Source organism: Nonomuraea sp. NPDC049141 (assembly GCF_040648415.1).
Lineage (GTDB): Bacteria > Actinomycetota > Actinomycetes > Streptosporangiales > Streptosporangiaceae > Nonomuraea.
Genome location: NZ_JBEZDR010000010.1, coordinates 367,099 through 392,387 on the forward strand (window position 1 = coordinate 367,099; position 25,289 = coordinate 392,387).

Genomic DNA, 25,289 nt, shown 5'->3' on the forward strand with positions numbered 1-25,289 from the left:
ATGACCGCCCCTCTCCCGGCAGGAGGTACTCCCGTTGACATCGCTCCGGCTCCTGGGTGTCACGACCATCGTCTGCACGCTGCTCTGCGCCGCCGCCCCCGCGCAGGCCGCGTCCCCCGCCCTCGTCGTCGACCTCGCCTCGGACACGGGCCCGCTGAAGTACGGCGCGACCGGCTTCCTGTACGGCCTGGGAAACGACGGGATCCCCACCGAAACCATGCTGGCGGCGCTCAAGCCCCAGGTCACCGCGCAGAAGGCGCCCGACGGCCTCCAGCACCCCAACGGCGACGCGCTCCAGGTCGCGCCCATGTTCAAGCGCGCCGGCGGCCGTGACATCCAGGTCTACATGCAGGACATCTACCGCGAGTGGCCGTACGAGAACCTCGGCATCGACGACTACCTGGCCAAGGTCGACACGATGACCCGCAAGATCGTCGCGGATCCGTACCGGACGTCGTACGTGTACGTCCCCTTCAACGAGCCCGACCAGATCTGGTACCAGGGCAACCTCAACGGCCTGCTCGACGCCTGGAAGCGCGTCTACCAGAAGATCCGCTCGATCGACCCCGCCGCGCGCATCGCGGGCCCGAACTTCGCCTCCTACCGCGCGGCCGACTACCGCACGTTCTTCACCTACGCCAAGGCCAACAACGTGCTGCCCGACGTCACCACCTGGCACGAGCTCGGCAACGACTTCTTTACCGGCTGGTACGACCACCACGCCGACTACCGGGCCATCGAGACGAGCCTCGGCATCAGCCCCCGGCCCATCGCGATCAACGAGTACGCCCGCTTCTCCGGCGACCTCGGCGTGCCCGGCAACCTGGTCCAGTACGTGACCCGGTTCGAGAACAGCAAGGTGGACGCCTGCCTGGCCTACTGGACCACGGCCGGAGCGCTCAACGACCTGGTGACCAGGAACAGCCAGGCGACCGGCGGCTGGTGGCTCTACAAGTGGTACGGCGAGCTGACCGGCCACACGGTCACCGTCACCCCGCCCACCAAGAACGGCTCCCTCCAAGGACTGGCCGCCCTGGACCCGGCCAGGAAGCAGGCCCGGGTGATCTTCGGCGGCTCGCTCAACGTGACCGACACCTACTCCGCCGACGTCGTGGTCAAGGGCATGAGCGCGGCCTCCTACCTCGGCAGTTCGGTCCACGTGACCGTGTGGGGGGTGAACAGCACCGGCCTCAACGCCTCCCCGGGCCCGGCCCTGATCCACGAGGGCGACTACACCGTCTCGGGCGGCCAGATCACCGTCCCGCTCACCGGCCTGAACGGCGCCGCCGCGTACCAGCTCATCGTCACCCCGAACACCGACCTGACGCCCGCCGGCCCGGCCACCCGCTACCAGGCCGAGTACGCGGCGCTCGGCGGGACCGCCCGCGTCACCTACGGTCCCAACACCGGCTACTCCGGCACCTCCTTCTCCGAGGGCTACGGCGGCAGCAACACCGCCGCGACCACGTTCGTGGTGACCGCGCCCGGTGACGGCTACTACAACCTGGGCCTGCGTTACTCGGCGGGCCCGTACACCGGCGCGCCGCAGAGCCGGGCCGCCCGCCTGGTGCTCAACGGCACCGCGCTGACCGACCTCACCCTGCCGGGAACCGCCGACTGGAACACCTGGAACACGGTGACGACCAAGGTGTTCCTGCAGGCCGGGGTCAACCGGATCGGCGTGCACGCCTTCACCACCGACGACCGCGACGCCGTCAATCTCGACTACCTGGACGTGACGGCCACCACCGGCACCATCACCGCCTACGAGGCCGAGAGCGGCGCCAACGTCCGTGGTGGCACGGCCGTGATCGGCGCCAACAGCGCCGCGTCCGGCGGCTCGTACGTCGGCTACATCGGCAGGGGCGCCGCCAACATCTTACGTTTCACCGGCGTCAACGCCCCGGCCGCCGGGCGCTACCGCGTGGTGATCACGTACGCCAACGGGGAGCTGGGGGAGGGCGCGACCAACTACAACTCCAACATCGTGGACCGCTACGCCGACGTCAGCGTCAACGGCGGCGCGGCCACCCGGGTCTACTTCCGCAACACGCTGGGCTGGTCGAACTTCCGCACCACCGTGATGACCGCCGACCTCAGGGCCGGCGCCAACACGATCGAATTCGGCAACACCACCGCGTACGGCCCCGACATCGACCGAATCCAGATCGCCGCGGCACTCGGCTGACACCCCCGTCCGCGCCCACAGCGACGCGGGCGATCACCGCCCGAACCCCCAACCCCTAACCCCGACCCGCCCGACCCGGCGGACCTGCCCGACCTGGCGGACCCGCCGGACTCGCCAGGTCCGCCGATCCCCGCCCCCGCCCCCTGACCCCTGGACCTCCGGACCCCCGGGACCTGGATCTCCCGGACCGGCCCCTTGGGACCGACGCCCCGGACCGGGCCCTTGGGACCGGCTCCGGACCGGATCTCGGGACCGGCCCTGGACCGCCTTTCGGGACCGGTCCCAGGGCCCGACCTCCTGACCGACCCCCGCCCGACCCACGGGACCGGATCTCCCGGCCCCCCGAAGATCCCCGTAGATCGCGGCCGACCTGGCTGCGAGCCCTGCGGACACCCGCACAACCGAAGGAGATTTCTTGATGCCTGTCGACGTGGTCAAGACCCTGCGCTGGGGACATGACGCCCTGGCGGCGGTGGTGGAGATCCACCCGGATCGGCCGGTGGCGCTGCAACGGCTGGGGCCGCCCGGCGAGCAGCCGCGCCGGTTGTCGCAGCCGCTGGTCGAGGTGCTGATCCCCGGCGAAGGCCGGGCCAAGGCGTCGCAGCGCCTGTCGGAGACGGCCGTCGGCTGCCGGTTGCGGTACGCGGGTGCCGAGCAGGGCCGCGACGGCGACTGGCACACGCTGCGGATCGCGCTCAAAGACGAGGTGTCCGGGTTGGCGGCCGAGGTGACGTTGCGCTCGTACGAAGGGGTCGCCGCCTGTCAGATCCAGGTCAAGGTGACCAACCAGGGCACCGGCCCGGTGCTGCTGCTCGCCGTGTCCTCCTTCGCAGCCGGGTTCCTCGGCCGTCCCGTGAGCGAGCTGGACGTCCTGTCCGCCGACAGCGAGTGGCTGGGTGAGAGCAGGTGGAGCAGGCGGCCGCTCGGCGACCACATCGCCGACCTCAACCTGGCCGCGCACGGCCAGCACGGGCGCGGCCGGTTCGCGCTGAGCAGCACCGGCACCTGGTCCAGCGGGCGGCATGTGCCGATGGGCGGCCTGGCCGACCGGCGTACCGGCCAGACCTGGCTGTGGCAGATCGAGCACAACGGCGCCTGGGGGTGGGAGACCGGCGAGCGGCTGGACGGCGTGTACGTCGTGGCCACCGGCCCCACCGACGTCGACCACCAGTGGAGCCAGACCCTGGCGGCGGGGGAGTCCTTCACCACCGTCCCGGTCTCGGTCGCGGTCTCCGCCGGAGCCGGAGCCGAAGCCGAAGCCGGAGCCGAAGCCGACGGCCTGGAGGGCGCCGTCGCCGCGCTCACCGCGCACCGCCGCGCGCTGCTGCGCCCGCACCCCGACAGGTCGGCGCTGCCGGTCGTCTTCAACGACTACATGAACACCCTGATGGGCGACCCGACGACGGCCAAACTGCTGCCGCTGGTGGACGCCGCCGCCGCGGCCGGGGCCGAGATCTTCTGCATCGACGCCGGCTGGTACGACGACGACGGCGCCTGGTGGGACAGCGTCGGTGAGTGGGAGCCGTCCCGGACCCGCTTCCCCGGCGGCATCCAGGAGGTGCTCGGCCACATCAGGGAGCGCGGCATGACACCGGGGCTGTGGCTGGAGCCCGAGGTGATCGGCGTACGCAGCCCGATGGCGGACAAACTGCCCCCGGAGGCGTTCCTCCAGCGCGGCGGCCACCGCCTGACCGAGCACGGCCGCCATCACCTGGACCTGCGCCACCCCGCGGCCGTCGCGCACCTGGACCAGGTGGTGGACCGGCTGGTGGAGGAGCTCGGCGTCGGCTACTTCAAGCTCGACTACAACATCAACCCGGGCACCGGCACCGACCTGGACGCCGACAGCGCCGGCGCCGGGCTGCTGGCCTGCAACCGGGCCCACCTCGCCTGGCTGGACGGCGTCCTGGACCGGCACCCCGAGCTCGTCCTGGAGAACTGCGCCTCGGGCGCGATGCGCATGGACTACGCGTTGCTGTCGCGGCTGAACCTGCAGTCGACCAGCGACCAGCAGGACTTCCTCCGCTACCCGCCGATCGCCGTGTCCGCGCCGCTGTCCATGCTGCCGGAACAGGCCGCGAGCTGGGCGTACCCGCAGCCGGAGATGACGGACGAGGAGCTCGTCTTCACCATGTGCACCGGCGTGCTGGGGCGGCTCTACCTGTCCGGCAACCTGCACGCCATGAGCGCCGCCCAGCTCGACCTGGTGCGGGCGGGCGTGCGCGCGCACCGCGACCTGCGCGCCGACCTGGTGCGCGCGGTCCCGTGCTGGCCGCTCGGCCTGCCCGGCTGGGACGACCCCTGGCTCGCCCTCGGCCTGCGCGCCGGGGACACCACCCATCTCGGGCTGTGGCGCCGCCCCGGCGCCGCCGAGACCGCGGTCCTGTCCCTGCCGCACCTGGCCGGGCGCCGCCTGCGGATCGAGACCGGCTACCCGGGGTACGCGGAAGGCTGGGGGCACTCCTGGGATCCGTCGACCGCCGAGCTGTCCGTGACCAGCGCCATCACCGGCCCGACCGCCCGAATCCTGAAAGTCACCCCCCAATGAACCAAAGGAAGCACACCGTGAAACTCACCGCGATCACGGCCGCGGCCGCCACCGCGTTCCTGGCCCTCACCGCCTGCAGCGACCCGGCCTCCGGACCCGCCGCCACCCCGGCCGGGAGCGGGCAGCCCGCCGCCTGGGCCGCGCCCACCGGCAAGCTCGACGGCACCACGCTCACCATCTGGGCCGCGCAGAACAGCAACACCGTGCCCAAGCAGGTCATCGACGGGTTCACGAAGGCCACCGGCGCCAAGGTCGACGTCGTCACCATCCCCGACCCGTACGAGCAGGGCGTGCAGACCAAGGTGGCCACCGGCGACAAGCCCGACCTGGCCTTCTGGCAGCCGACCGCGTCCATGCTCACCGCGCTGAACGCCAGGACCAACCTGCAGCCGCTGGACGGCGCCCCCTGGCTCGCCTCGATGACGCCCGAGCTGCGCGACATCACCGGCCTGCTGGACAAGACCCGCTACGCCGCCCTCATCACCAGCCCGGCCGTCGAAGGCGTCTACTACAACAAGGAGGTCTTCGCCGCCAACGGCGTCACCGCGCCGCCCAAGAACTTCGACGAGATGGTGGAGATCGCCCGCAAGCTCAAGGGCAAGGGCGTCACCCCGTTCTTCGAGATGGCCGGCGACAAGTGGGCCACCCAGTGGTGGGTGCAGGTACAGCTCGCCGACGCCGCCCGCGACGGCCTGTGGGACCGGGTCAACACCGGCAAGGAGACCTTCGCCGACAAGACCATCCTGGACGCGATCAAGAAGTACAAGGCGCTGATCGGCGAGGGCCTGTTCAACTCCGACATCAAGACGGCGACGTTCGAGGACCAGGGCGCGGCGCTGCTGGCCGGGAAGGCGGCGATGGCCGTCCAGGTGAACTCGTTCTTCGGCCAGCTCCAGGCCAAGGCCGACACCGCGACGCTGGACAAGAAGATCGGCTTCTTCCCCATCTCGCCGTCCGGCAACGTCGGCACGTTCATCCCCGACCAGAGCAACGCGCTGGTGGCCTTCAGGACCGGCGACGCCAAGCGCGAGGCGGCGGCCCGCCAGCTGCTGTCGTACTGGATGGGCCCCGGCTACCAGAGCTTCATCGCCGACCGGAAGACCGTCTCGCTGCGCGCCGACGTGCCCAGCCCGGCCGGGGTGCCGCAGGCGCTGCTCGACGTGCACAAGTCGCTCGGTGACGCGGTCGGGTCGATGCAGGCGCTCGCCGTGGCCAACCCAGACCTGTACCTCAACCTGGCCGACATGATCACCGGCAGCCTGACGCCCGAGCAGGTGGCGGCCGCGACTCAGAAGCAGTTCGCCCAGCTCGCGAAGGCTGCCGGCGCCTCCGGGTTCTGACCACATGACCGACACCAGCGCGCGCCGTACGCATCCGATGTGGTTCCTCGGCCCGGCCTTCGCGATCCTGTTCGTCTTCTTCTTCCTGCCGACCCTGTTCAACTTCATCTACGCCTTCACCGACTGGTCCAGCTTCAAGAGCGAGATCCGCCCGGTGGGGCTGGACAACTTCACCGACCTGTTGTCGGACGGCACGCTGTTCGCCGCGCTGCGCATCACGGTCGTCTACGCCGTCCTGGTGGCGCTGTTCCAAAACCTCTTCGGGTTCGGCCTGGCCGTGCTGCTGGAGCGCGACACCTGGCTGAACCGGGTCGCGCGGCTGTTCTTCCTGATCCCGGTGCTGATGTCCGCCCTGGCGGTCGGCTACGTCTTCCAGGCGCTGCTGAAACCCAACGGCAGCCTGAACGGCCTGCTCGGCGGCCTGCTCGGCCATCCGGTCAGCATCGCCTGGCTCGGCGACACCACCTGGACGCTGGTCGTGGCCTCGGTCATCCACGCCTGGAAATGGATGGGGCTGTCCATGCTCATCTACCTGGCGGGGCTGAAGACCGTGCCGGAGGACATCACCGAGGCGGCCAGGATGGACGGCGCCTCGCCCTGGCAGGCGTTCTGGTCGATCCGCTTCCCGCTGCTCGCGCCCGCGGTGACCTTCAACGTCGCCACCGCGCTGCTCGGCTCGATGAACGGCTTCGACATCGTCCAGGCCACCACCGGGGGCGGGCCGGCGCGCAGCACCGAGATCCTCAACATCTTCATCTACCGCACCTTCGGCCAGGGCCTGTTCGCGCAGGCCACGACCATGAGCCTGGTGCTGTTCCTGCTGGTCGGGCTGCTGGCCTTCCCCGTCATCCGGACCCTGCGCAAGCGAGAGGAGATCCTGTGACCATCCCCGCGTACGGCGTCCGGGACCGCCGGGTCCGGCCGCCCCGGGCGACCGGCCTGGCGGCGCGGCTGCGGCCCTTCGCCGTCGTCGCGCTCGTCGTCACCGTCATGGGCGTGCCGCTGTGGCTGATCGTCTCGACGGCGGCCAAGTCGCAGGCCGAGGCGCTGTCGCCGAATCTGTCGCTCCCGTCGCGCTGGCGGCTCTGGGAGAACCTCTCCCAGGTGTGGACCCAGGGCGACATCCCGGCCGCGTTCCTCGGCAGCGTGCTGATCGTGGTCCCGGCCGTCGCCCTGGTGCTGACGTTCGGCTCCATGGCGGCGTGGATCCTGGCCCGCCGGGCGAGCCGGCTCACCGCCGTCCTGTACGCGCTGGCCATCAGCGGCATCGTGCTGCCACCCGCCGTGGTGACGATCGTGCTGCTGCTGCGCCAGCTCGGCCTGGCCGGGACCCTCACCGGCATGATCGGCGTGTACGTCGGCATCTACCTGTCGACCGTCGTCTTCTTCGTCACCGGCTTCGTCCGTACGGTGCCGCTGTCGATCGAGGAGGCCGCGCGCATGGACGGCGCGGGCCCGGTGCGGGTGTTCGTCTCGGTCATCCTGCCGATGTTGCGCCCGGTGCTGGCCACCGCCACGATCCTCATCTGCCTGTACGTGTGGAACGACGTCTTCTACGCGTTCTTCGTCATCGGCGGACGGATGGACACATTGCCCCTGAACCTCTTCCAGGTGGCCAACGCCGGGCTCTACCTCAACAACTGGCACTTGATCTTCGCTTACATCATCCTGATGAGCCTGCCGCTGCTGGTCGTCTTCGCCGTGGCGCAGCGCAAGATCATCTCCGGGATCACCGGGGGCGCGGTGAAGTGATCATTGGGGGACGTTCCACTTCTGCGGGTCGAGGCCGTTGCAGTCATAGATCTGCAGGCGGGTGCCGTTGGCCGTGGCGCCGCCCGGGCTGTCGAGGCAGCGGCCCGACTGCGGGTTCAGCAGCGAGCCGTTGGCCTGCCGGCGCCACTGCTGGCCGCCCGCGGTGTTGCACTCCCAGAGTTGGACCTTGCTGAAGTTCGCGGTGGCGTTGGCGTCGATGTCGAGGCACTTGCCGAACGCCCGGATCGTGCCGTTCGGGTGCATGGACCAGCGCTGGCCGGTGGCGGTGCCGCAGTCCCAGAGCTGGACGGCGTTGCGGTTGGTGTTGGTGTTGGTGTTGACGTCCAGGCACTTGCCGGCCGTGGCCGGGCCGGTGATCTGGCCGACCGGGCCGCCCAGCGTGCCGATGCCGTAGCGGACCTGGCACTGGTCGCCGGTGAGCAGGGTTCCGGCCAGGTAGAGGAAGCTCGTGCCGTCGGCGGAGGGCACGATCGGGGAGCTGTAGCCGGGGCAGGCCGGCGCCCCGGCGGCGTAACCGCCGGTGGGATTGATGTTGACCGGGGCCTCGATCTCGGTCCACGCCCCGGTGCCCAGGTTGGTGTTGGCGAACACGACCTGGCCCGACTCTCCGTTCACGGTCTTGTTCCCGGTGGGGCCGGCGACCACGCGCTGGCCGGACATCAGCAGCGTGCCGTTGGGGCCGCCGCCGGGCAGCCAGGCGACGTAGGGGGTGTGCAACAGCTCCCGGCTGTCGGAGGTGCGGACGATGGTCCCGGCCGCGCTCCAGTTGAGGCCGTCCGGGCTGGTCTTGGTGTACACCTCGCAGGCGTGGTCGGGGTCGGTGGCGTCGCGGCACAGCTCGTACGCCATCAGGAACGTGCCGTTCGGCAGCGCCGTGAGGATGGACATGCCGGGCCGGGCCAGATTGTCGGCGGGGAAGGCCACGTCCTGGGTGAGAGTGGGGCTCCAGGTCTGGCCGCCGTTGGTGGAGGTGTAGTGGCCGATGACCTGGTTGTTGGTTGGGGTGCCGGCGGGCCGCTCGTCGGAGATGAAGCAGGCCAGCGTGTTGTTCGGGGCGAGCAGGAACCACGGCTCCCAGGTGCCGTGCCCGACCGTGTTGGGCTGGCCGCTACTCTGCGTGCAGTTGGACAGGTACGTCCAGGTCACGCCGTGATTGGTGCTCTTGAACACCTCGACCTTCTGCGCGGTGAAGTCGCCGACGTGCCAGGCCGTGCCCGCCGCCAGCAGGTCGCCCTGGTTCAGCCCGTTCGCGGTGCGCGGCACCTCGTACAGGACCGGTGCGCCCAGGTCCCAGCCGGCGGTGTGCGAGGTGATCGTGGAGATGGGGTTGGCGGTCCAGGTGCGGCCGCCGTCGGTGCTGCGGTAGACCGGGAACGCGTTGGGCGCGTTGTGGTTGTTGCGGGCGAACGTGGCCAGCATGGTCTCGTTCGGCGAGCCGTCGTAGTCGAGCCGGACGGCCCTCGGGTAGCTGGCGTCACCCTGCGGATAGGTGGTCAGGTTGGGGGAGTAGAGAACCTGTCCGGCCGGGGCGGCCGAGGCGGGACCGGTCAGGGCCACGAGCAGCCCGGCGATCAGGGCGAGCGCCATCACCAGCGGTAACGGACGCCTGAGGGGTGGTGCGAACTGCACGGTGTCTCCTGGGGTGCGGGCCCGGCGAGCGAATCTCACCGGGACGTTTCAGGGGCGGGCGCGCGGGTCGTCGCCGATGACGGGGGCGGTGTGGGTGTCCACGTCCACGGCCGAGCGGGCCAGGACGGCGCCGCCGGACACCAGGGCGAGGTGCAGGCGGCCGCTGGTCCACCCGTCGGGCAGTTCGGCGTGGACCTCGGCGGGCTCGCCGAGCAGGAACGGCTTGGCCTCGGCCGGCGCCCCGGCCGTCCCCGGCCCCACGGGAGCGGGCCCGAAGACGGGAGACCAGGCGGTGTGCAGGTGACCGCTGACGGGCTCCGTGCCGTGGTGGGAGATCCGGACCGGGACCGTGACCCGCCCGGTGTCGCTGAGCAGGTCGCGGCCGGGGGCGACGGGCACCACGTCCAGGACGAGCGTCGTCGTCGCGTTGACGTGCGCCGGATCCACCCCGGCCAGGTCCTTGGCCCGGCGCTCGAAGTCCAGCAGCCCGGCCGACTCGTGCTCGATGTCGTACAGCTCGGTGTAGACGTACCCGGCCAGCCGGTCGTGGCGGCGCATCTCCTGGGTCTGCCAGCGCAGTTGCCAGCCCCGCTCCACGGAGGTGAAGCCGGTCCCGTACTCGCTGTTGAGGTTGGGCAGGCCGCGCAGCGGCTGCGCCGGCGTCCCCGCCAGCTTCTTACGGACCACGAAGTCGGGGCCGAGCGGCACGGGGAAGTCGTCCTGCCCGCCGTCGAGCAGCGCGGCGATCGTCCTGCCCCAGGAGGCGGCGGACTCGTCGTAGTAGTGCCAGTCGAGCAGGTCCGTCTTCACGTGCGCCCAGCCGGAGTTGTCGACCGCGGGCCGCGACGGGTCGAGGGCCTTGAGCAGGTCGTATGCGCGGGCGACGGCTTCCTGCTTGGCCGGGTCGCCGGGGATGTCCCAGTCCAGGCCCCACTCCTCGTTGTACAGGCCCCAGATGACGATCGCGGGGGAGTTGCCGTCGCGCTCGGCCATCGGGGCGATCTGCGCCTCGAAGGCGGCGACCGACTCCGCCGAGAACCGGCCGGTGGCGGCGGGCTCGGCCCAGACCAGCATGCCGAGCGTGTCGGCGTGGTGGACGAAGCGCGGGTCCTCCAGCTTGAGATGCTTGCGCACCAGGTTGTAGCCGGCCGCGGCGGCCAGCTCGATGTCGTGGCGCAACGCGGCGTCGTCGGGCGCGGTGATGCCGGTACGCGGCCAGTAGCCCTGGTCGAGCACGCCGCGTACGAACAGGCGGCGGCCGTTGAGATACAGGTCCTCGCCGGACACCTCGATCCGGCGCAGCCCCGTGTAGCCGGTGACCCGGTCGGTGCCGTCGGCCGAGACCAGCTCGGCGTCCACGTAGTAGAGGTGCGGGTCGTCCGGCGACCACAGCCGGGGCTCGGCGACCGGCACCACGGCCCGCGCGACGCCCCCGTCGGCCTGGTCATCGGTCTGCGGTCCGGCGGAGGTGGAGACCGTCGCGTCCACCGTCGTTCCGGTGCCGCGCAGGGTCAGCCGGAGCGTGGCCGGAGCCGGTCCCTCGACGCGGGCCTCGACGGCGATGCCGTCCAGCCCCTCGGCCGGGCGCAGCTTCAGCGCGGCCAGGTAGGTTGCGGGCCGGGTCTCCAGCCAGACGCTCTGCCAGATGCCTGACGACGGGGTGAAGCACACGCCGTCGAAGTCGTCGCGCGGCACGCTGCGCTGCTTGCCGTGCGCGATCTCCCTCTTGTCGGCGGGGGAGGAGACCCGGACCACGATCTCCTGCTCGCCGTCGCGCAGCGCGTCGGTGATGTCCGCCTCGAACGGCGTGTAGCCGCCCACGTGCCGGGCCACCTCGGTGCCGTTGACCCAGACGGTGGCCTCGTGGTGCACGGCCCCGAAGTGGAGGACGATCCGCTGCCCCGACCATCCGGCGGGTACGGCGACCCGGCGGCGGTACCAGGCCACCGGCAGCCAGTGGGCCTCGATGCCGGACGCCGGGGTCTCCCAGGCGAACGGCACGGTGATGGTCCGGTCCCAGTCCTCGTCGGCGTCGGCCCGGAAGTCCCAGTCGCCGTTCAGGCTCGACCAGGTGTGCGACCGGTCGAAGTGGGGCCGGGGGTATTCCGCACGCGGCGTCATGGTGCTCCGATCATGAGTGAGAGGTGTCCGGTCAGCCCTTGACGCTGCCGGCGAGGATTCCGCTGATGAAGTGGCGCTGCAGCAGGATGAAGATCACCAGGAGCGGCAGCATGGCGATGCTGCCGGCGGCGAGCAGCTCACCCCAGACGGTGGCGAAGTCAGCGCCGACGCGATTGCCGGTGACGTTCTGCGCCAGGGTCGACAGCACCACCTGAAGGGTCTGGTGCTCGGTGTCATTGACGGCGACGACCGGCCAGACGAAGTCGTTGTAGATGTTCATGGTGGTCAGCACGGCCAGCGCGGCCAGGCCGGGCCGGATCACCGGGATGACGACCCGATAGAAGACCCCGAACTCGCTCGCGCCGTCCACCCGGCCGGCATCCAGCAGTTCGTCCGGGATGGCGGCGATGACCTGGCGCATCCAGAAGATGCTGAACGCGTCGACGCTGCCCGGCAGGATCAGCGCCTGGTAGGTGTTGACCCAGCCAAGCGCGCTCATCTCCAGCAGCAGCGGGATGATCAGCACCAGGGTGGGCAGCATCAGCGTGAGCAGCACCACCCCGAACAGCGCGTTCTTGCCGGGGAAGGTGTACTTGGCGAAGGCGTACCCGGCCAGCGGGCAGAACACCATCGTCATCGCGCCCTTGACCGCCAGCACCAGCGCGGTGTTCACGAAGCCGGTGCCGATCGGCACGTCGGCGAACATCGCCCGGTAGTTGTCCAGCGTCACGGCGCCCACCGACAGCGGGCTGGTGATGATCTCGGCGGCCGGCTTGAGCGAGGAGCTGAGCGCCCACCAGATCGGGTACAGGAACGCGATGGCGAGCAGCACGAGCACCGCGTACTGCACCGGGCCGGGCCTGGCCTGCTTCATGAAACCTCGTCTTTCGGGCGCAGCAGCCGGACCGCGCCCAGCGACAGGCCGAACACGAGCAGCACCAGCAGGAAGGAGTTGGCGGCACCGGTGCCCAGGTCGGATGCCGAGATGTGGTCATACAGGTAGAGGCCGGCCGTGGTAGTGGAGCCGTACGGGCCGCCTTCGGTGACCACGTACGGCTCGGCGAACATCTGGAACACCGCCAGCGTCTGCACGACCACCAGGAAGGCGATGCTCCGCCGGACCAGCGGGACGGTCAGCGACCAGAACTGCCGCCACCGAGAGGCGCCGTCGATCGAGGCGGCCTCGTACACGGCGCCGGGCACGGCCTGCAGCCCGGCGAGCAGGATGATGATCGCGAATCCGGTGGTCTTCCACAGGAACAGCAGCGCGAGCGTCGGCTTGGCCCACGCGGTGGCGGTCAGCCAGCCGACGGCGGGCAGGCCCACCAGGCCGAGCACGTGGTTGACCAGCCCGTAGTCCTCGTCGAACACCACGATCCACACCTGCGCCATGGCCACCAGCGGGGTCACGAACGGCGCGATGAACGCCACCCGGAACAACCCGCGCAGCCGCAGCCGCGCGTTGGCCAGCAGCACCGCCGCGCCCAGCCCGGCGACCACCTGGATCGGCACGATCAGCAGCCACATCACCGCGCTGTTGCCGAGCGAGGCCCAGAAGTCGGGGTTGGTCAGCAGGTAGACGTAGTTGCCCACGCCGACCCAGGTGGCCTCGCCGGCGCCGCGCCAGCGGGTGAAGCTGAGCCGCAGCGCGTAGACCAGCGGATAGACGCCGAAGGCCGCGAAGACCGCGAAGAACGGGGCGATGAACAGGTACGGCGACAGCCGGGGCAGACGCCGGGACCCGATGGCGGCCCGCCTGGCCGTCGTGGCGGTGAGTTCCGCCATCAGGAGCGGTCGATCAGGTTGCGCTGGATCTTCTTGGCCGACTCGGCGATCACGTCGTCGGGGGACATCTTCCCCTCGATCAGGCGCTGGGTGTTGTCGCCGAGGTAGTCGACGGACTGGGCCCACCACACGGGGATCGGCGCGGCGGCCGGGATGGTGGCGGCGGCCTCGACGGCGACCTTCCACAGGTCCTGGCCGCCGAGCGCGTCGATCGGCTTGAACAGCGGCTTGTCCGGCTTCAGCGCCGGGGTGAAGGAGGGCACGGAGGTGGACAGGCCGCCGGGGTAGATGCTGTTGGGGCCGTACACGGCCGTGCAGCCGGGCTCGGTGAAGCACAGGAACTCGTACAGCAGCCAGGCCAGCTCCGGGTTCTTCGCCTTGGCGGGGATGACGAAGCTGCTGCCGCCCATGGCGCCGCTGCGGGCGCCGCCGGGCGTCCACGCGGGCAGCGGCGCGGCCCGCCACTTGCCCTTGGTGGCCTTGAGGAGCTGCTGCGGCGCGAATGACCACCAGATCGCCCACGGGACGAACACCTGCTGCCCGCTGTCGAGGGTGTTGATGTCGGCCGCTTCCAGGTAGGGCGCGTGGGTGACCAGCCCGCCCTTGACCGCGTCCTGGATCCAGCCCAGAGTGCGCCGGTACTCGGCCGTCTCCAGTCGCAGCTTGCCCTGCGCGTCGGTGAGGCTCGTGCCCTGCTGGTTGGCCAGCATCTCCAGCCAGAGCTGGCTGAGGAACGGGTTCTTGTCCAGGTGGATGGGCCTGGTCTTCGGGTCCTTCTCCTTGATCGTCCGGGCGGCGGTCAGCAGGTCGTCGTAGGTGCCGATCCCGGCCGGGTCGACCCCGGCGTCCTGGAGGATGTCCTCGCGGTACCAGAGCAGCCCGGGGTCCAGATCCCACGGCACGCCGTAGATCTTGCCGCCGACGGTGTTGACGGACAGCTTGTACGGCGCGATCTTGTCGCGGTGCGGGGAGATCAGGTCGGTCAGGTCGTACAGGTGCTCGGACTGGCCGCCGATCTTGGCGTCGTCCCAGAAGCTGCCGTCCGGCACGTCGGTGCCGCTGATCAGGGTGTTGGCCAGTTTGGCGTCGATGTCGACGGCCTGGTGGTTCACCTTGACCCCGGGATAGGCCTCGCGGAACTTCCCGATCGCCGCGTCGAACACCTTGTACAGGTCTCCGGACCGGTTCCAGATGGTGATCTCGCCCTTGGCGGACGTGGACGCGGTCGTGGTCGGCTTGGCCAGCTTGCTCGGCGCCGCGCTGGTGCCGCCGCCGGGAGCGCAGGCGCCGGCCGCGGCCAGCGCGCCAATCCCGAGCGCTCCCTTGAGGAAGCCGCGGCGGGCCATGGCGGGTGTGGACATCTCTAACTCCTCCGGCGGGGGTACGGCACAGCATCGGGTAAATGCTCTGCAACGATGCAGACATCATGCATACTCCTCTGCAACGATGCAAGTGTGAGTTATGATCGATAACGCCAACCGAGGAGGAACATGGCCGGCCCAACGCTGCGCGACGTCGCCAAACGGGCGAATGTCTCGATCCGCACGGTGTCCAACGTGGTCAACGGCTACGCGCCGGTCTCTGATGAGTTGCGGGCCCGGGTGCAGGTTGTGCTGGACGAGCTGGGCTACCGCCCCAACCTCATCGCCCGCAACCTCAAGCAGGGGCGTACCGGGATGATCGCCCTGGTCGTCCCCGAGCTGGACGTCCCCTACTTCGCCGAGCTGGTGCGCGAGGTGATCACCGCGGCCCGCGCGCACGGCTACGTGGTGATGGTCGACCAGACCGACGGCGACGCCGAGCGGGAGCGGGAGCTGCTGGCCCGCGACTCGCGGGCGACGATGTTCGACGGCCTCCTGCTGAGCCCGCTGGCCATCTCCGCCGAGGACCTGCGCGGGCGGGGCAACCGGGTCCCGATCGTGCTCCTCGGCGAGCACATCTTCAACGGCAGCTTCCACCACGTCGCCATCGACAACGTCGCCGCCGCCCGCGAGGCCACCGCGCACCTGCTGGAGCAGGGCCGCCGCCGCGTCGCCGCGATCGGCGACCAGCCGTACGCCACCGGCGAGACCGCCCAGCTCCGCACGTCGGGCTACCGCCAGGCCCACGCCCGCCTGGGACTGGACGTGGACGAGCGGCTCATCGTCCCGACCCCCCGCTTCCACCGGCGCCTGGGCCTGGAGGCGATGGAGCACCTGCTCGCGCTGCCCGACCCGCCCGACGCCGTGTTCTGCTACAACGACCTGCTCGCTCTGGGCGCGATGCGGGCTCTGACCAGGGCCGGCCGCCGGATCCCTGACGACGTCGCGGTGATCGGCATCGACGACATCGAGGAGGGCCAGTACAGCACGCCCAGCCTCACCACGATCGCCCCGGACAAGGCGGAGATCGCCCGCAGAGCGGTGGACATCCTCCTCCAGTCGATCAACGGCACGGCCACCACCCCGTCGGAGACCGTCGTCCCGCACCGCCTCATCGTCCGGGAGAGCACCGCGACCTGACCGACCCCTCCTTCACGTGCCTGTATTCACGGCGTAAAGCCCGGCTGGGGGATACCCGGCCTGGGTCTCGGCATGGGCCCAGGTGGTAAAAATCCAGGTCAGAAGCCCTCTTGGGGGGCAGGATGGGGGCATCCGATGGGTTGTAGCCGTGGAGAGCGGGGTCAGTAACCATCCCCGCTGACACCAGAAATTCCACGGAGACCACTGTGTCTATTTTGCGTTATCTCGGCATGACCCGCCCGCCGGTGCCTATGCCTCCGGATATCTTCTCAGGCGGCAGCTCTGGTGCGGAACTTGCGCGCCGTCGTCGCCGTCACCGCCACTGATTCAAGGCTCAACCCAGAAAGACGCTCGGCGGGGAGACCTCGCCGAGCGTTTCGCTGCAATGGCATCGATCTTCGGCCGGCCGGTGGCCTCCGAGATCAGTTCGCGCTCAGCGTCGCGTTCAGACGCCGGCTTGGTACCACCCCAAGCCAATATCGGGCCGCCACCCCGTCGGACCAGCGCAGCAGTTGATGATCTCGGCGCGTTAACCCGCACCCGAGGCTGCTGCTAGCGTGTGCTCGTGCCGAAGACAGACAAGGTGCGCCGTCGCTGAGAGCGACGGCGCAAAACCCCCGTTCTCGCCGTCGCTCCTGACCCTTGGCCAGGAGCGCCTTCGTGGCGCTCGGATGTCCCTTGTTCCGGAGCGCACCCATGTTCGCCTTGTCTTCTCGTCAACGTCGGCGGGTCCTTGTCGCCGACCTCATCTCCACCGCGGTGTTCCCCCTCGCCATCACCGGCGCGACAGCGGCTGTCCCCGCTGCGGCCGCGCAGTTGCCCGGTGCGGGTGGCCTGGGTCCGTGGATCGTCCTCGCCTACAACGGGCTCTTCGCCGCGGCTCTGCTGCTGGCGGGGGCGATGGCGGATCGTAGCGCCCGCACCCGGTTCTTCGCCGTCGGCAACATCGTCGTCGCGGCCACCGGGGTCTTGTCCGCCTTCGCCACGGACCTGTCGTCTCTGGTGGCCCTGCGCGCGGTCGGCGGTGTCGGGGCGGCCATGTGCGCCGCCGGTGGGTCGTCGATGGTCTTGGCCGTGTACCCGCCTTCGGAGCGGCGGCGGGTGTACGGCTACGCGGGCGCCGTGCTGGGCAGCAGCCTGGCGCTGGGACCGATCGTCGCCCAGGCCCTCATGGCCGTCGGAGGCTGGCCCCTCGTCTTCGTCGTGCCAGGGGCTGTGGCCGCCATCGCGGCCTTGGTCACGCTCGGGCTTCCGGGTCTTCGCAGCCCCGAGGTGTCCGATGACTTCGATCTTGCCGGCGCCGTCCTGTTCGGGGTGACCATCGCCGCCGTGGTGACCGCACTCGGGCTTGGCCTCGGGCCCGGCGTCCCGTGGTGGGCGCCGGGTGGACTCGTCCTGGTCGCGGCCATCAGCGCCACCGGGCTTATCCGCGTGGAGCGGCGCGCGGCTGATCCCGCGATCCCCGTGGACTTGTTGCGGATCCCCGCCTATCGCGCGTACGCCGTGGCGACGGGTGCCTTCATGGGGATGCTCGTGGTGGGATTGACCGTGCTCCCGCAGCTCGGCGCCGTCCAGAACATGGGTCCGGGCGAGGCGGCGATCATGCTCAGTCTGCTGACCGTGCCATCGACGGTTCTTCCGCTTCTCGCCGCTCGGCTCGCGCGCCGGCTGGCACGGCAACTGGTGACGACCGGCCTGTTCGCCTGCGCCGCCACCGCCGTCGCCCTCCAGGTGACCGACCATCCTGCCGCCCTTCTCGTCGCGGCCGGGGTCATCGGGCTGTGTCTTGGGCTGACCGAAGGCGTCCCGGACGGGCAGGCGCTCACCTATGTGCCCTCCCAGCGCGGAGGGGCGGGCGCCGCACTGTTCAGTACGACGCGGATGAGCCTGGAAACACTCACCCTGGCCGCTGCCACTGGGGTGATGGCGGCTCTCGGCCCTTCCTCCGGGATGGCAGTCGCTGGAGCCGTGTGCCTCACCGCCGCCCTCATCGTTCAGCAAGCCGTCCCCTCCCGCGACACATAGTCCCGCGATGCACCTCTCAGCTCGCGGGAGCGAAGTCGGCGAACCTTGGGGTGTTCGGCTCGTGGGGCACGCGTGCCGCGGTGGCGGCGAAGCTGATCGCGTGATACCAGCCGCAGAGCAGGAGGAGATCGAGGAGCTGGCCGTCGTCCATGACCTCCGCGAGCCGGGCCCACAGCGCGTCGTCGATGTCGCAGGTGGCGTGCAGGGCGTCGACGGCCTCGATCAGCAGGCGTTCCCGCGGGGACTCCCAGCACGGATCGTCGGGCGTCCCGTGCGTCACCGAGACGATCTGCGCGGTGGTCAGCCCGACCCGCTCGGCGAACATCGCCACATGGACGCCCCATTCGTACTCGCAGCGGCACCGCGCACACGTACGGGCGATCGTGATCTCCCGCTCCCGCATGGTCAGTGTCAGCTGACGTCCCAGCTCGTAACGGCCCCATCCGTGCATCGCACCGGTCATCGGAAGATTACGCACGAACATCCTGAACAGCCCGATCGGCGGAACACCCGTCGGCATCATGCTCTCCAGCTGCGCCCCGACCTCGGGCTCGTACGGCGGTTCCACAAGCGCTATGCGCGACATCCACCCTCCTGAGGTGTTTCGGAAATCGAAACGGTCGCCTCGATGCTAATGTTTCGAAAAACGAAACACAAGGAGGGGTATGTCCACGAATCGGACTCCACTTCCTGGCCGGCCTGTCCGTGGCTCCACGACCGGTCGGCCGTTGATGGCCGCCATGGACCTGCTGAGCCGTCGCTGGGCTCTGCGGATCATCTGGGAGTTGCGAGACGGCCCGCTCGGCGCGCGCCCTCTGCTCGCCCGCTGCGAAGGCCTGTCCTCCAGCGTCCTGTACCAGCGCCTCGACGAACTGACGACCGCCGATCTGGTCGCCCCCAGCGAGGCCGGCTACACGCTGACCGTCGTGGGGATGTCCCTCAGCCCCGCCCTCCAGGAGCTCAACGTCTGGGCCGACACCTGGGCCGAGGCCGTCCATGCACGCTCACCCGAACAGCCCCACTGAGCCGACTCCAGATCGGGTCGAGCACCGGCGACCTCGGCTGCGGGCGAGAGGCATTGCCGGAATGCGCAGCGATGTCACGGGGTGGAACGTGCTGTCACGCCCTTAGAGCACGGGGCCGTCCGGCTCCGGCCGCGTTGAGCGCGGTTCGGCGCGCCCAGCCGTCCGGGAGACGGATGAATCCGGCTGGACGTCGACACCTCGTGCGGTGCGATCCTTTCGAAAGAGAACATCACGATGTTCAGCTCACGATCATGTGGGAAGGCGCCGGTTCGGGACGGGGCGGCCCGCTCCCAGCGCCGACGGCCGGTGTCCACCCTCCTGGCCCTGGCGTTGGCCGCCGCCTCGGCGACGACGATGGTGGCGGCCGCAACGCCGGCGCTCGCCGATCCCACCGACCAGATCCTCACCGTCGCCTGGGGCCACAACGAACAAGGCCAGCTCGGCGACGGCACCACCCAGCAAGCCAACACCCCGGTCACCGTGGCCGGGCAGATCGCCTTCACCAAGGTCGAGGCCGGCACCTCCCACACCCTGGCCATCGCCGCCGACAGCACCATCTGGTCGTGGGGCACCAACGGTTTCGGCGGGCTGGGCGACGGCACCACCACCCCCAGCCGCACCCCTGTGCACGTGCCAGGACTGACGGACATCATCGACGTCTCCGCGGGCGCGGGCAGCAGCTTCGCCATCGACTCCAGCGGCAGACTGTGGGCCTGGGGCTTCAACGGCTCGGGATTCGGCAACCTGGGCCTGGGCGACAACGTGCCCGCGACCAACCCCGTACCCAAGCAGGTTCTCGGCCTGCCGCCCATGGCCGATGTCGAGACCAGCCAGCGCTCGGTCGTGGCGCGTGACGTCAATGGCGAGGTGTGGACCTGGGGCAGCAACAGTGACGGCCAACTGGGCAACGGAACGGTCGGCGGCTTCCGCGCCACTCCGGCCAAGCTGGCGGGCCTGACCACCATCATCGACGTTGCCGCCGCCGACTTCGACGGTCTGGCCCTGCGCGCCGATGGCACGGTGTTCGGCTGGGGCGACAACGGCGTCAGCCAACTGGGCCCTGGCGGCCCCGGCGACCGCCCCACCCCGGGATTCACCGCCGGCATCGCCGGCCTGACCCAGATCGGCATCGGCTCGGGCAACGTCAGCGCGCTACGCAACGACGGAACGGTGTGGAGCTGGGGCATCAACAGCCGCGGCGAGCTGGGCATCGGAACCATCTCCACCCCGGTCTATCCCCCTGTGGCCACCGCCGTCAGCGGCGCCACCCAACTCGCGGTCGGCGCGGTGAACGGCTACGCGCGCCGCGGCGACGGCACGGTGCTGGCTTGGGGCGACAACACCCTGGGCAGCTTGGGCACCGGATCGACCGCGCCCAACAACCCCAACCCCAGCCCCGTCTTCGGGGTGAGCCACGCCACCTATCTCGGCTCGGGCGCGACCGCCCTGCACGCGCTGGCGATCCAGGCGATCCCCACCGACTTCTCCATCACCCTCGACCCCAAGCTCGGTTCGGTCCAACCGGGCGGCTCGACCACCACCGTGGTTTCCCTCATCCCGTCGAAGGGCTTCACCTCCACCGCGGCGGTCAGCGTCACCAACCTGCCGCCCGGGGTCACCGCCACCTTGTCCGCCCCGAAGGTGAGCGAGGACCACCCGGTCACCATCACGCTGCACACCTCGATCAGGACCCCGCGCGGCCAATTCCGCATCCTGATCACCGCGGCGGCCGACTCGATCACCAAGGCGGCGCCGTACACCCTCACCATCGGCAACATCACCACATCCTGAGCACCCTGGCCTGGAGCTTGCTCTCCAGGCCAGGTGGTCAGGCGTCGAGGTGAACGATTGGGTGCCGTCAAGGGCGACCTGCGCGCCGCCGGACGTGCTCTCGCGATGGATCACGCGGCCACGGGTTTTCCGGCTCCAGGTGCAAGCGTTCGACAGGACAGGACAGGACAGGAGTGGCGTATCAGGTGCCGGTGCCGGGGCGGTTGTTGTCGCCGAGCTCGTGGGCGAGCCGGCGCAGGAGCGGCCCGTACTCGGGGTGGGCCAGGGCGGAGGCGAACTGGGCAGTGAGGTAGTCCGCTGGGTTGCCGGTGTCGTACCAGCGGCCGGAGATGACCTGCCCGTATACGACGTGGCCGGCGGCGTAGGCGTTGATGGCATCGGTCAGGTACACCTCGCCGGTGCGGTGCTCATACCAGCGGTTGGTCTGCTCGCGCAGCTCGTCGATGATGGCGGGGGTGACGACGTAGCCGCCGATGGCGGCGTACGCGGAGGGCGCGTCGGCGGGTTTGGGCTTCTCGACCAAACCGGTGATCCGCAGCAGCCGTCCTCGAGGTTCTCTTTGACCACGGGCACGCCGTAGCGCGCGGAGTCCTTCCTGTCGATGGGCATCAGGGCCAGCACCGGGCAGCCGGTCGCCTCGTAGGCGCGGATCAGCTGCTGGGCGCGGGGCACCTCGGCCACGAACACATCGTCGGGCCACAGGACGAGCATCGGCTCATCGCCGATGCCGTGCGCGGCGTTCAAGACCGGGGTGCCGTTGCCGTACGGGCCGTGCTGGTCGAGGTAGGTGATGTGGCCTTGCCGGGAAAGCTCGGCGACCTCCTCCACCGCGTCGGCGTAGGCGGTCTTGCCGTCGGCGCGCAGCTGCTGCACCAGCGCGGGGTTGGGCCGGAAGTGGTCCTGGATCAGGGACTTCCCGCCGGACACGACGATGGTGATGTCCGTGATGCCAGATGCGACCAGTTCGCGGACGGTGTGCTCGATCACCGGCTTGTCACCGACCGGCAGCATCTCCTTGGGGATGGCCTTGGTCAGCGGCAGGAGGCGGGAGCCGAGTCCGGCGGCGGGGATCACTGCCCTGCGGATCGTCGGGCGCATCAGGTCTCTTTCTGTTGAGCGGCACACCGCGCCGACCAGCACGGCATGGTCCGACGCTAGCAAGGCTCCGGCCAGGGCTTTGCCGATCTCTCACTCGTCTCCTCAGCCGCCTCGGCGCGCAGTCGCTGTTCGTACTTGCGCGCGTTCATGCTCAGACACCGCGAAATGTGCGACTGGGAAGACGAATGTGGTCTTCGGCGAATACACGAGAGGAAGATCGCTCTCCTACGTCTATGAGGTAGCTCATGACTTTAGGCAAGTCGCTCATCGCCGCTCTCGCGGCGGGAGCCATCAGCGCCACACCGGCGTCGGCCTTGCAGGCCGCGCCTCAGCAGGACAACGGGGTGACTCTGATCACCGGTGATCGGGTGGTGGTCACCGGGCGGGGGCACCTGGTGAAGCCCGGTCCCGGCAGGCAGGTGGATTTCACGAGTCAGGTGCTCGGAGGCCACCTGTACGTGATTCCCGCCGACGCCACCCCGCTGATCGCCCAGGGCGTGCTGGACCGGCGGCTGTTCGACGTCACCCAGCTCCTGGCCTGGAAGTACGGCGACGCCGACACCCCCGACATCCCGGTCATCTCTCAGGCGATCGCCGGGCAGGCCATCGCGCCGCAGGGCGCCCAACGGGTCCGGCAGTTATCCGGTCTCGGCATGAGCGCGGCCCGCGTGCCAAAGGCGAACGCCGCCCAGACCTGGAAAGACCTGACCGGCGGCAGCACCCGCGCCCTGGCCGCCGGACGCACCAAGCTATGGCTGGACGGCCGCAGAACGTACCTGCTGGATGAGAGCGTCAAGCAGATCGGCGCCCCGCAAGCATGGCAGCAGGGCATGACCGGCAAGGGCGTCACCGTCGCGGTCCTCGACTCCGGTTACGACCCCGGCCACCCCGACCTGAAGGACGCGGTCGCACAGGAGCGCAACTTCAGCGACGACCCCGACATCCGCGACACCCTCGGCCACGGCACCCATGTCGACTCGATCGTCGCAGGCCGGGATGAGAAGTACCGAGGCGTGGCACCGGAGGCGACGCTGGCCATCGGGAAAGTGGGCGACGCCTCGGGCCCGACCGATTCGGCCATCCTCGCCGGCATGGAGTGGGCGGCCGTCGAGGTCAAGGCCAAGGTCGTCAACATGAGCTTCGGCGACACGGACGGCCCCGATCTGGACCCGCTGGAGCAGGCGGTCAACACGCTGTCGGAGCAGACCGGCACGCTGTTCGTCGTGTCGGCGGGAAACGGCGGCGCTGACAGCAAGGTGAGCAGCCCCGGTAGCGCTGAGGCGGCGCTGACCGTGGGCGCGGTGGACAAGAAGGGCCTGCTGGCCGAGTTCTCCAGCCCGGGGCCGCGAGTGAGCGACCACGCGATCAAACCCGAGGTGACCGCACCGGGCGTGAACATTGTTGCCGCGGCCGCCGCGGGCACCGCCAGTGGCCTCCACCGGGCGCTCAGCGGCACCTCGATGGCCAGCCCGCACGTGGCTGGGGCGGCGGCCATCCTGGCGCAGCGCCATCCGGACTGGACGGGCGCGCAGCTCAAGGCCGCACTGATCGGCAGCGCCGCGCCCGCCCAGGGCCCGACGCTCTATCAGCAGGGAGCCGGGCTGATCGACCTGGTACGCGCGCTGAAGCAGCAGGTCGTGGCCGCGCAGGGCAACGTCTGGGCGGCCTTCCCCTGGAACGCTTCCGGCGAGCGGGTGGCCACCAAGACGATCACGTACGCCAACGCGGGCGACACCCCGGTCACCCTGAACCTGTCAGCGCAGGGCGAGGGGCTGAAGCTGCCGGCCGATCAGGTCACGGTCCCGGCCAAGGGCGAGGCCTCGGTCACGCTCACCATCGACGCCACCGGCAAGGCCCCGGGCGACTACCCGGGAACCGTCACCGCCAAAGCAGGCGACACAGTGATCCGCACGCTCGCCGGCGCCTACGTCGAGCCCGAGTCCTACGACGTCACCCTCACCGTCATCGGCAAGCAGGGCCAGCCGATCAACCCCAGGGACAGCCAGATCTACGACGCGAAGACCGGCACCATCCACCAGCCGGCCTTCCGGAACGGTGTGGCCAAGGTACGACTGCCCGAGGGCGACTGGAACTTCTACACCGAGACCTTGGAGAAGATCGACGGGAACTGGTTCACGACGATCGCCGACCCCGCGCTGAAGATCGACGGCGGCGACCAGCAGCTGACGGTGGACGCGCGCCAGGGCAAGGCGGCCAAGATCACGCTTGACGATCCGAGCGCCGAACTTCAGCGCGGTTACGCCCTCGGGCTGACCCACGGCGCGTGGAACTCCTGGTGGTGGACAAATGGCAACGTCAACACCGAATTCTTCGTCGTTCCCAGCCACCGGGCAGGTCTGACCTACGGTCTGGAGACCACGTGGCTCAGCAAGGACACTTCCCCCAGCCCGTACGTCTACCAACTCGTCGACCATCGCACCGACGGCTTCCCCGAAGATCCTGCTTACAACGTCAGGCAGAAGGACCTGGCGAAGGTCACCGCGACCTACAGGGCCTCAGGAGTGGCGGCTACGGGTGCGCCGCTGAGCGGCCTGCGCGACCCTGATTTCCCCGGCGCGACACTGACGCCGTTCGTCGGCGACATCGCCCTGCCCGGCACGCTCATCTACTACCGCACCCCCGGGCTGACCTTCGAGAGCGGGCTCGAGGTCGGCACCTCGCTGATGTTCGACGGCGGCCGGCTCGCCAAGCGCGGCCAGACCAGCGAGGTCTGGAACACCGCGGTCACCGGGCCGTCGTTCCTGCTGCCGGGCGGTAACCGTACCGGCGACAAGCTGACCTTCTCCGGAGTGGGGCTGTTCTCCGACGGGGGCGCGAGCAAGACGGGGTCGGACACCGCCGCCACCGGCGGAGCCACCCTCGCCAAGGACGGGCAGGTGCTGGCCACCGCCGACCTCGCCGGCTGCTGGATCTACGAGCCGGAAGGGTGTGAGCTGCGCGCCGACCTTCCCTCCGGGCGCGGCTCGTACACGCTGACCGCGTCGATGCGCAGGCAGGTCCCGCACTCGGCGCTGTCCACCGGCGTGGAGTCCGTGTGGACATTCCCATCCGCGACCACCGCCAGGGAGCAGCCGCTGCCGCTGACCGCGGTCCGCTACAGCCCCGAGGGTCTGGACACCTCGAACCGTGCCAAGCCGGGCAGCGTGACCCGCGTGCCCGTCCGGATCGAACGCAACCCCGGCTCCGCGAAGGCGGAGGCGAAGTCGATCCGGCTGGAGATGTCCACCGACGACGGCGCGAACTGGCGCAAGATCCCGGTCGTCCGCACCGGCTCGGGCTGGACCGCCACGGTGCCGAACCCGGCTACGGCCGGATTCGTCTCACTCCGCGCGGTGGTGACCGACACGGCGGGCGTCGGGGTGACCCAGACGATCACCCGCGCCTACGCCGTCGGCTGACCGGCGACCACACCCACCCGGGCCCGGCCCTTCACCGGCCGGGCCC

General features: G+C 70.1%; 18 protein-coding genes. 10 read left to right on the plus strand and 8 right to left on the minus strand.

Annotation, left to right across the window (positions count from 1 at the left end; all coding sequences use genetic code 11):
• The first annotated feature begins 34 nt into the window (after positions 1-34).
• The 5 genes from AB0B91_RS30805 (at position 35) to AB0B91_RS30825 (ending at position 7,828) form a co-directional block, all read left to right on the plus strand.
• Positions 35-2,188 (plus strand): CBM35 domain-containing protein, encoded by a 2,154-nt coding sequence (locus tag AB0B91_RS30805; RefSeq protein ID WP_358326963.1) that lies wholly within the window; start codon positions 35-37, stop codon positions 2,186-2,188.
• A 418-nt stretch (positions 2,189-2,606) separates the two neighbouring features.
• On the plus strand, positions 2,607-4,736 hold the full coding sequence (locus AB0B91_RS30810; RefSeq protein ID WP_358326965.1) for a glycoside hydrolase family 36 protein: 2,130 nt from the start codon (positions 2,607-2,609) through the stop codon (positions 4,734-4,736).
• 17 nt (positions 4,737-4,753) lie between these two features.
• Positions 4,754-6,076 (plus strand): ABC transporter substrate-binding protein, encoded by a 1,323-nt coding sequence (locus AB0B91_RS30815; RefSeq protein ID WP_358326966.1) that lies wholly within the window; start codon positions 4,754-4,756, stop codon positions 6,074-6,076.
• A 4-nt stretch (positions 6,077-6,080) separates the two neighbouring features.
• Complete coding sequence (locus AB0B91_RS30820) at positions 6,081-6,959, plus strand: sugar ABC transporter permease (RefSeq protein WP_358044062.1); 879 nt, start codon at positions 6,081-6,083, stop codon at positions 6,957-6,959.
• Positions 6,956-7,828, plus strand: coding sequence for a carbohydrate ABC transporter permease (locus tag AB0B91_RS30825; protein ID WP_358326968.1), 873 nt, complete (start codon positions 6,956-6,958; stop codon positions 7,826-7,828). Before AB0B91_RS30820 ends, AB0B91_RS30825 begins: the two co-directional genes overlap by 4 nt.
• On the opposite strand, the gene AB0B91_RS30830 is transcribed toward AB0B91_RS30825, so the two are convergent.
• Genes AB0B91_RS30830 through AB0B91_RS30850 form a run of 5 tightly spaced genes read right to left on the minus strand, consistent with a single transcriptional unit; the run spans position 7,829 to position 14,745 of the window.
• Positions 7,829-9,478 carry a ricin-type beta-trefoil lectin domain protein gene (locus AB0B91_RS30830; protein ID WP_358326970.1) on the minus strand — a complete coding sequence of 550 codons (1,650 nt, stop codon included), beginning with the start codon at positions 9,476-9,478 and terminating at the stop codon, positions 7,829-7,831.
• 48 nt (positions 9,479-9,526) lie between these two features.
• On the minus strand, positions 9,527-11,599 hold the full coding sequence (locus AB0B91_RS30835) for a sugar-binding domain-containing protein (protein ID WP_358326972.1): 2,073 nt from the start codon (positions 11,597-11,599) through the stop codon (positions 9,527-9,529).
• A gap of 31 nt (positions 11,600-11,630) precedes the next feature.
• Complete coding sequence (locus AB0B91_RS30840) at positions 11,631-12,473, minus strand: carbohydrate ABC transporter permease (protein WP_358326974.1); 843 nt, start codon at positions 12,471-12,473, stop codon at positions 11,631-11,633.
• Positions 12,470-13,384: a sugar ABC transporter permease gene (locus AB0B91_RS30845; protein ID WP_358326976.1), complete on the minus strand. Its 915-nt coding sequence runs from the start codon at positions 13,382-13,384 to the stop codon at positions 12,470-12,472. Before AB0B91_RS30845 ends, AB0B91_RS30840 begins: the two co-directional genes overlap by 4 nt.
• A complete protein-coding gene (locus tag AB0B91_RS30850) occupies positions 13,384-14,745 on the minus strand; it encodes an extracellular solute-binding protein (RefSeq protein ID WP_358326978.1) in 1,362 nt (453 codons plus the stop codon). Before AB0B91_RS30850 ends, AB0B91_RS30845 begins: the two co-directional genes overlap by 1 nt.
• Positions 14,746-14,874: 129 nt before the next feature.
• On the opposite strand from AB0B91_RS30850, the gene AB0B91_RS30855 reads away from it, so the two are divergent.
• Positions 14,875-15,885 carry a LacI family DNA-binding transcriptional regulator gene (locus AB0B91_RS30855; protein WP_358326980.1) on the plus strand — a complete coding sequence of 337 codons (1,011 nt, stop codon included), beginning with the start codon at positions 14,875-14,877 and terminating at the stop codon, positions 15,883-15,885.
• Between the two features lie 696 nt (positions 15,886-16,581).
• Positions 16,582-17,910: an MFS transporter gene (locus tag AB0B91_RS30860; RefSeq protein ID WP_358326982.1), complete on the plus strand. Its 1,329-nt coding sequence runs from the start codon at positions 16,582-16,584 to the stop codon at positions 17,908-17,910.
• Between the two features lie 16 nt (positions 17,911-17,926).
• Here the strand turns inward: AB0B91_RS30860 and AB0B91_RS30865 are convergent, their stop codons facing one another.
• Positions 17,927-18,496 carry a carboxymuconolactone decarboxylase family protein gene (locus tag AB0B91_RS30865; protein ID WP_358326984.1) on the minus strand — a complete coding sequence of 190 codons (570 nt, stop codon included), beginning with the start codon at positions 18,494-18,496 and terminating at the stop codon, positions 17,927-17,929.
• Positions 18,497-18,575: 79 nt separating this feature from the next.
• Between AB0B91_RS30865 and AB0B91_RS30870 the strand changes: the two genes are divergently transcribed.
• Together AB0B91_RS30870 and AB0B91_RS30875 are read left to right on the plus strand one after the other, a co-directional pair.
• Positions 18,576-18,935: a helix-turn-helix domain-containing protein gene (locus AB0B91_RS30870; RefSeq protein ID WP_358326986.1), complete on the plus strand. Its 360-nt coding sequence runs from the start codon at positions 18,576-18,578 to the stop codon at positions 18,933-18,935.
• 306 nt (positions 18,936-19,241) lie between these two features.
• Positions 19,242-20,726 carry a hypothetical protein gene (locus AB0B91_RS30875; RefSeq protein WP_358326988.1) on the plus strand — a complete coding sequence of 495 codons (1,485 nt, stop codon included), beginning with the start codon at positions 19,242-19,244 and terminating at the stop codon, positions 20,724-20,726.
• A 181-nt stretch (positions 20,727-20,907) separates the two neighbouring features.
• Here AB0B91_RS30875 and AB0B91_RS30880 read toward each other — a convergent pair whose 3' ends face one another.
• Positions 20,908-21,201: a hypothetical protein gene (locus AB0B91_RS30880; RefSeq protein ID WP_358327085.1), complete on the minus strand. Its 294-nt coding sequence runs from the start codon at positions 21,199-21,201 to the stop codon at positions 20,908-20,910.
• Entirely contained in the window at positions 21,108-21,824 is a 717-nt protein-coding gene (locus tag AB0B91_RS30885; RefSeq protein WP_358326990.1) for a sugar phosphate nucleotidyltransferase, read from the minus strand. Before AB0B91_RS30885 ends, AB0B91_RS30880 begins: the two co-directional genes overlap by 94 nt.
• Positions 21,825-22,069: 245 nt before the next feature.
• Between AB0B91_RS30885 and AB0B91_RS30890 the strand changes: the two genes are divergently transcribed.
• On the plus strand, positions 22,070-25,243 hold the full coding sequence (locus AB0B91_RS30890; RefSeq protein ID WP_358326992.1) for a S8 family serine peptidase: 3,174 nt from the start codon (positions 22,070-22,072) through the stop codon (positions 25,241-25,243).
• Positions 25,244-25,289: the final 46 nt, after the last annotated feature.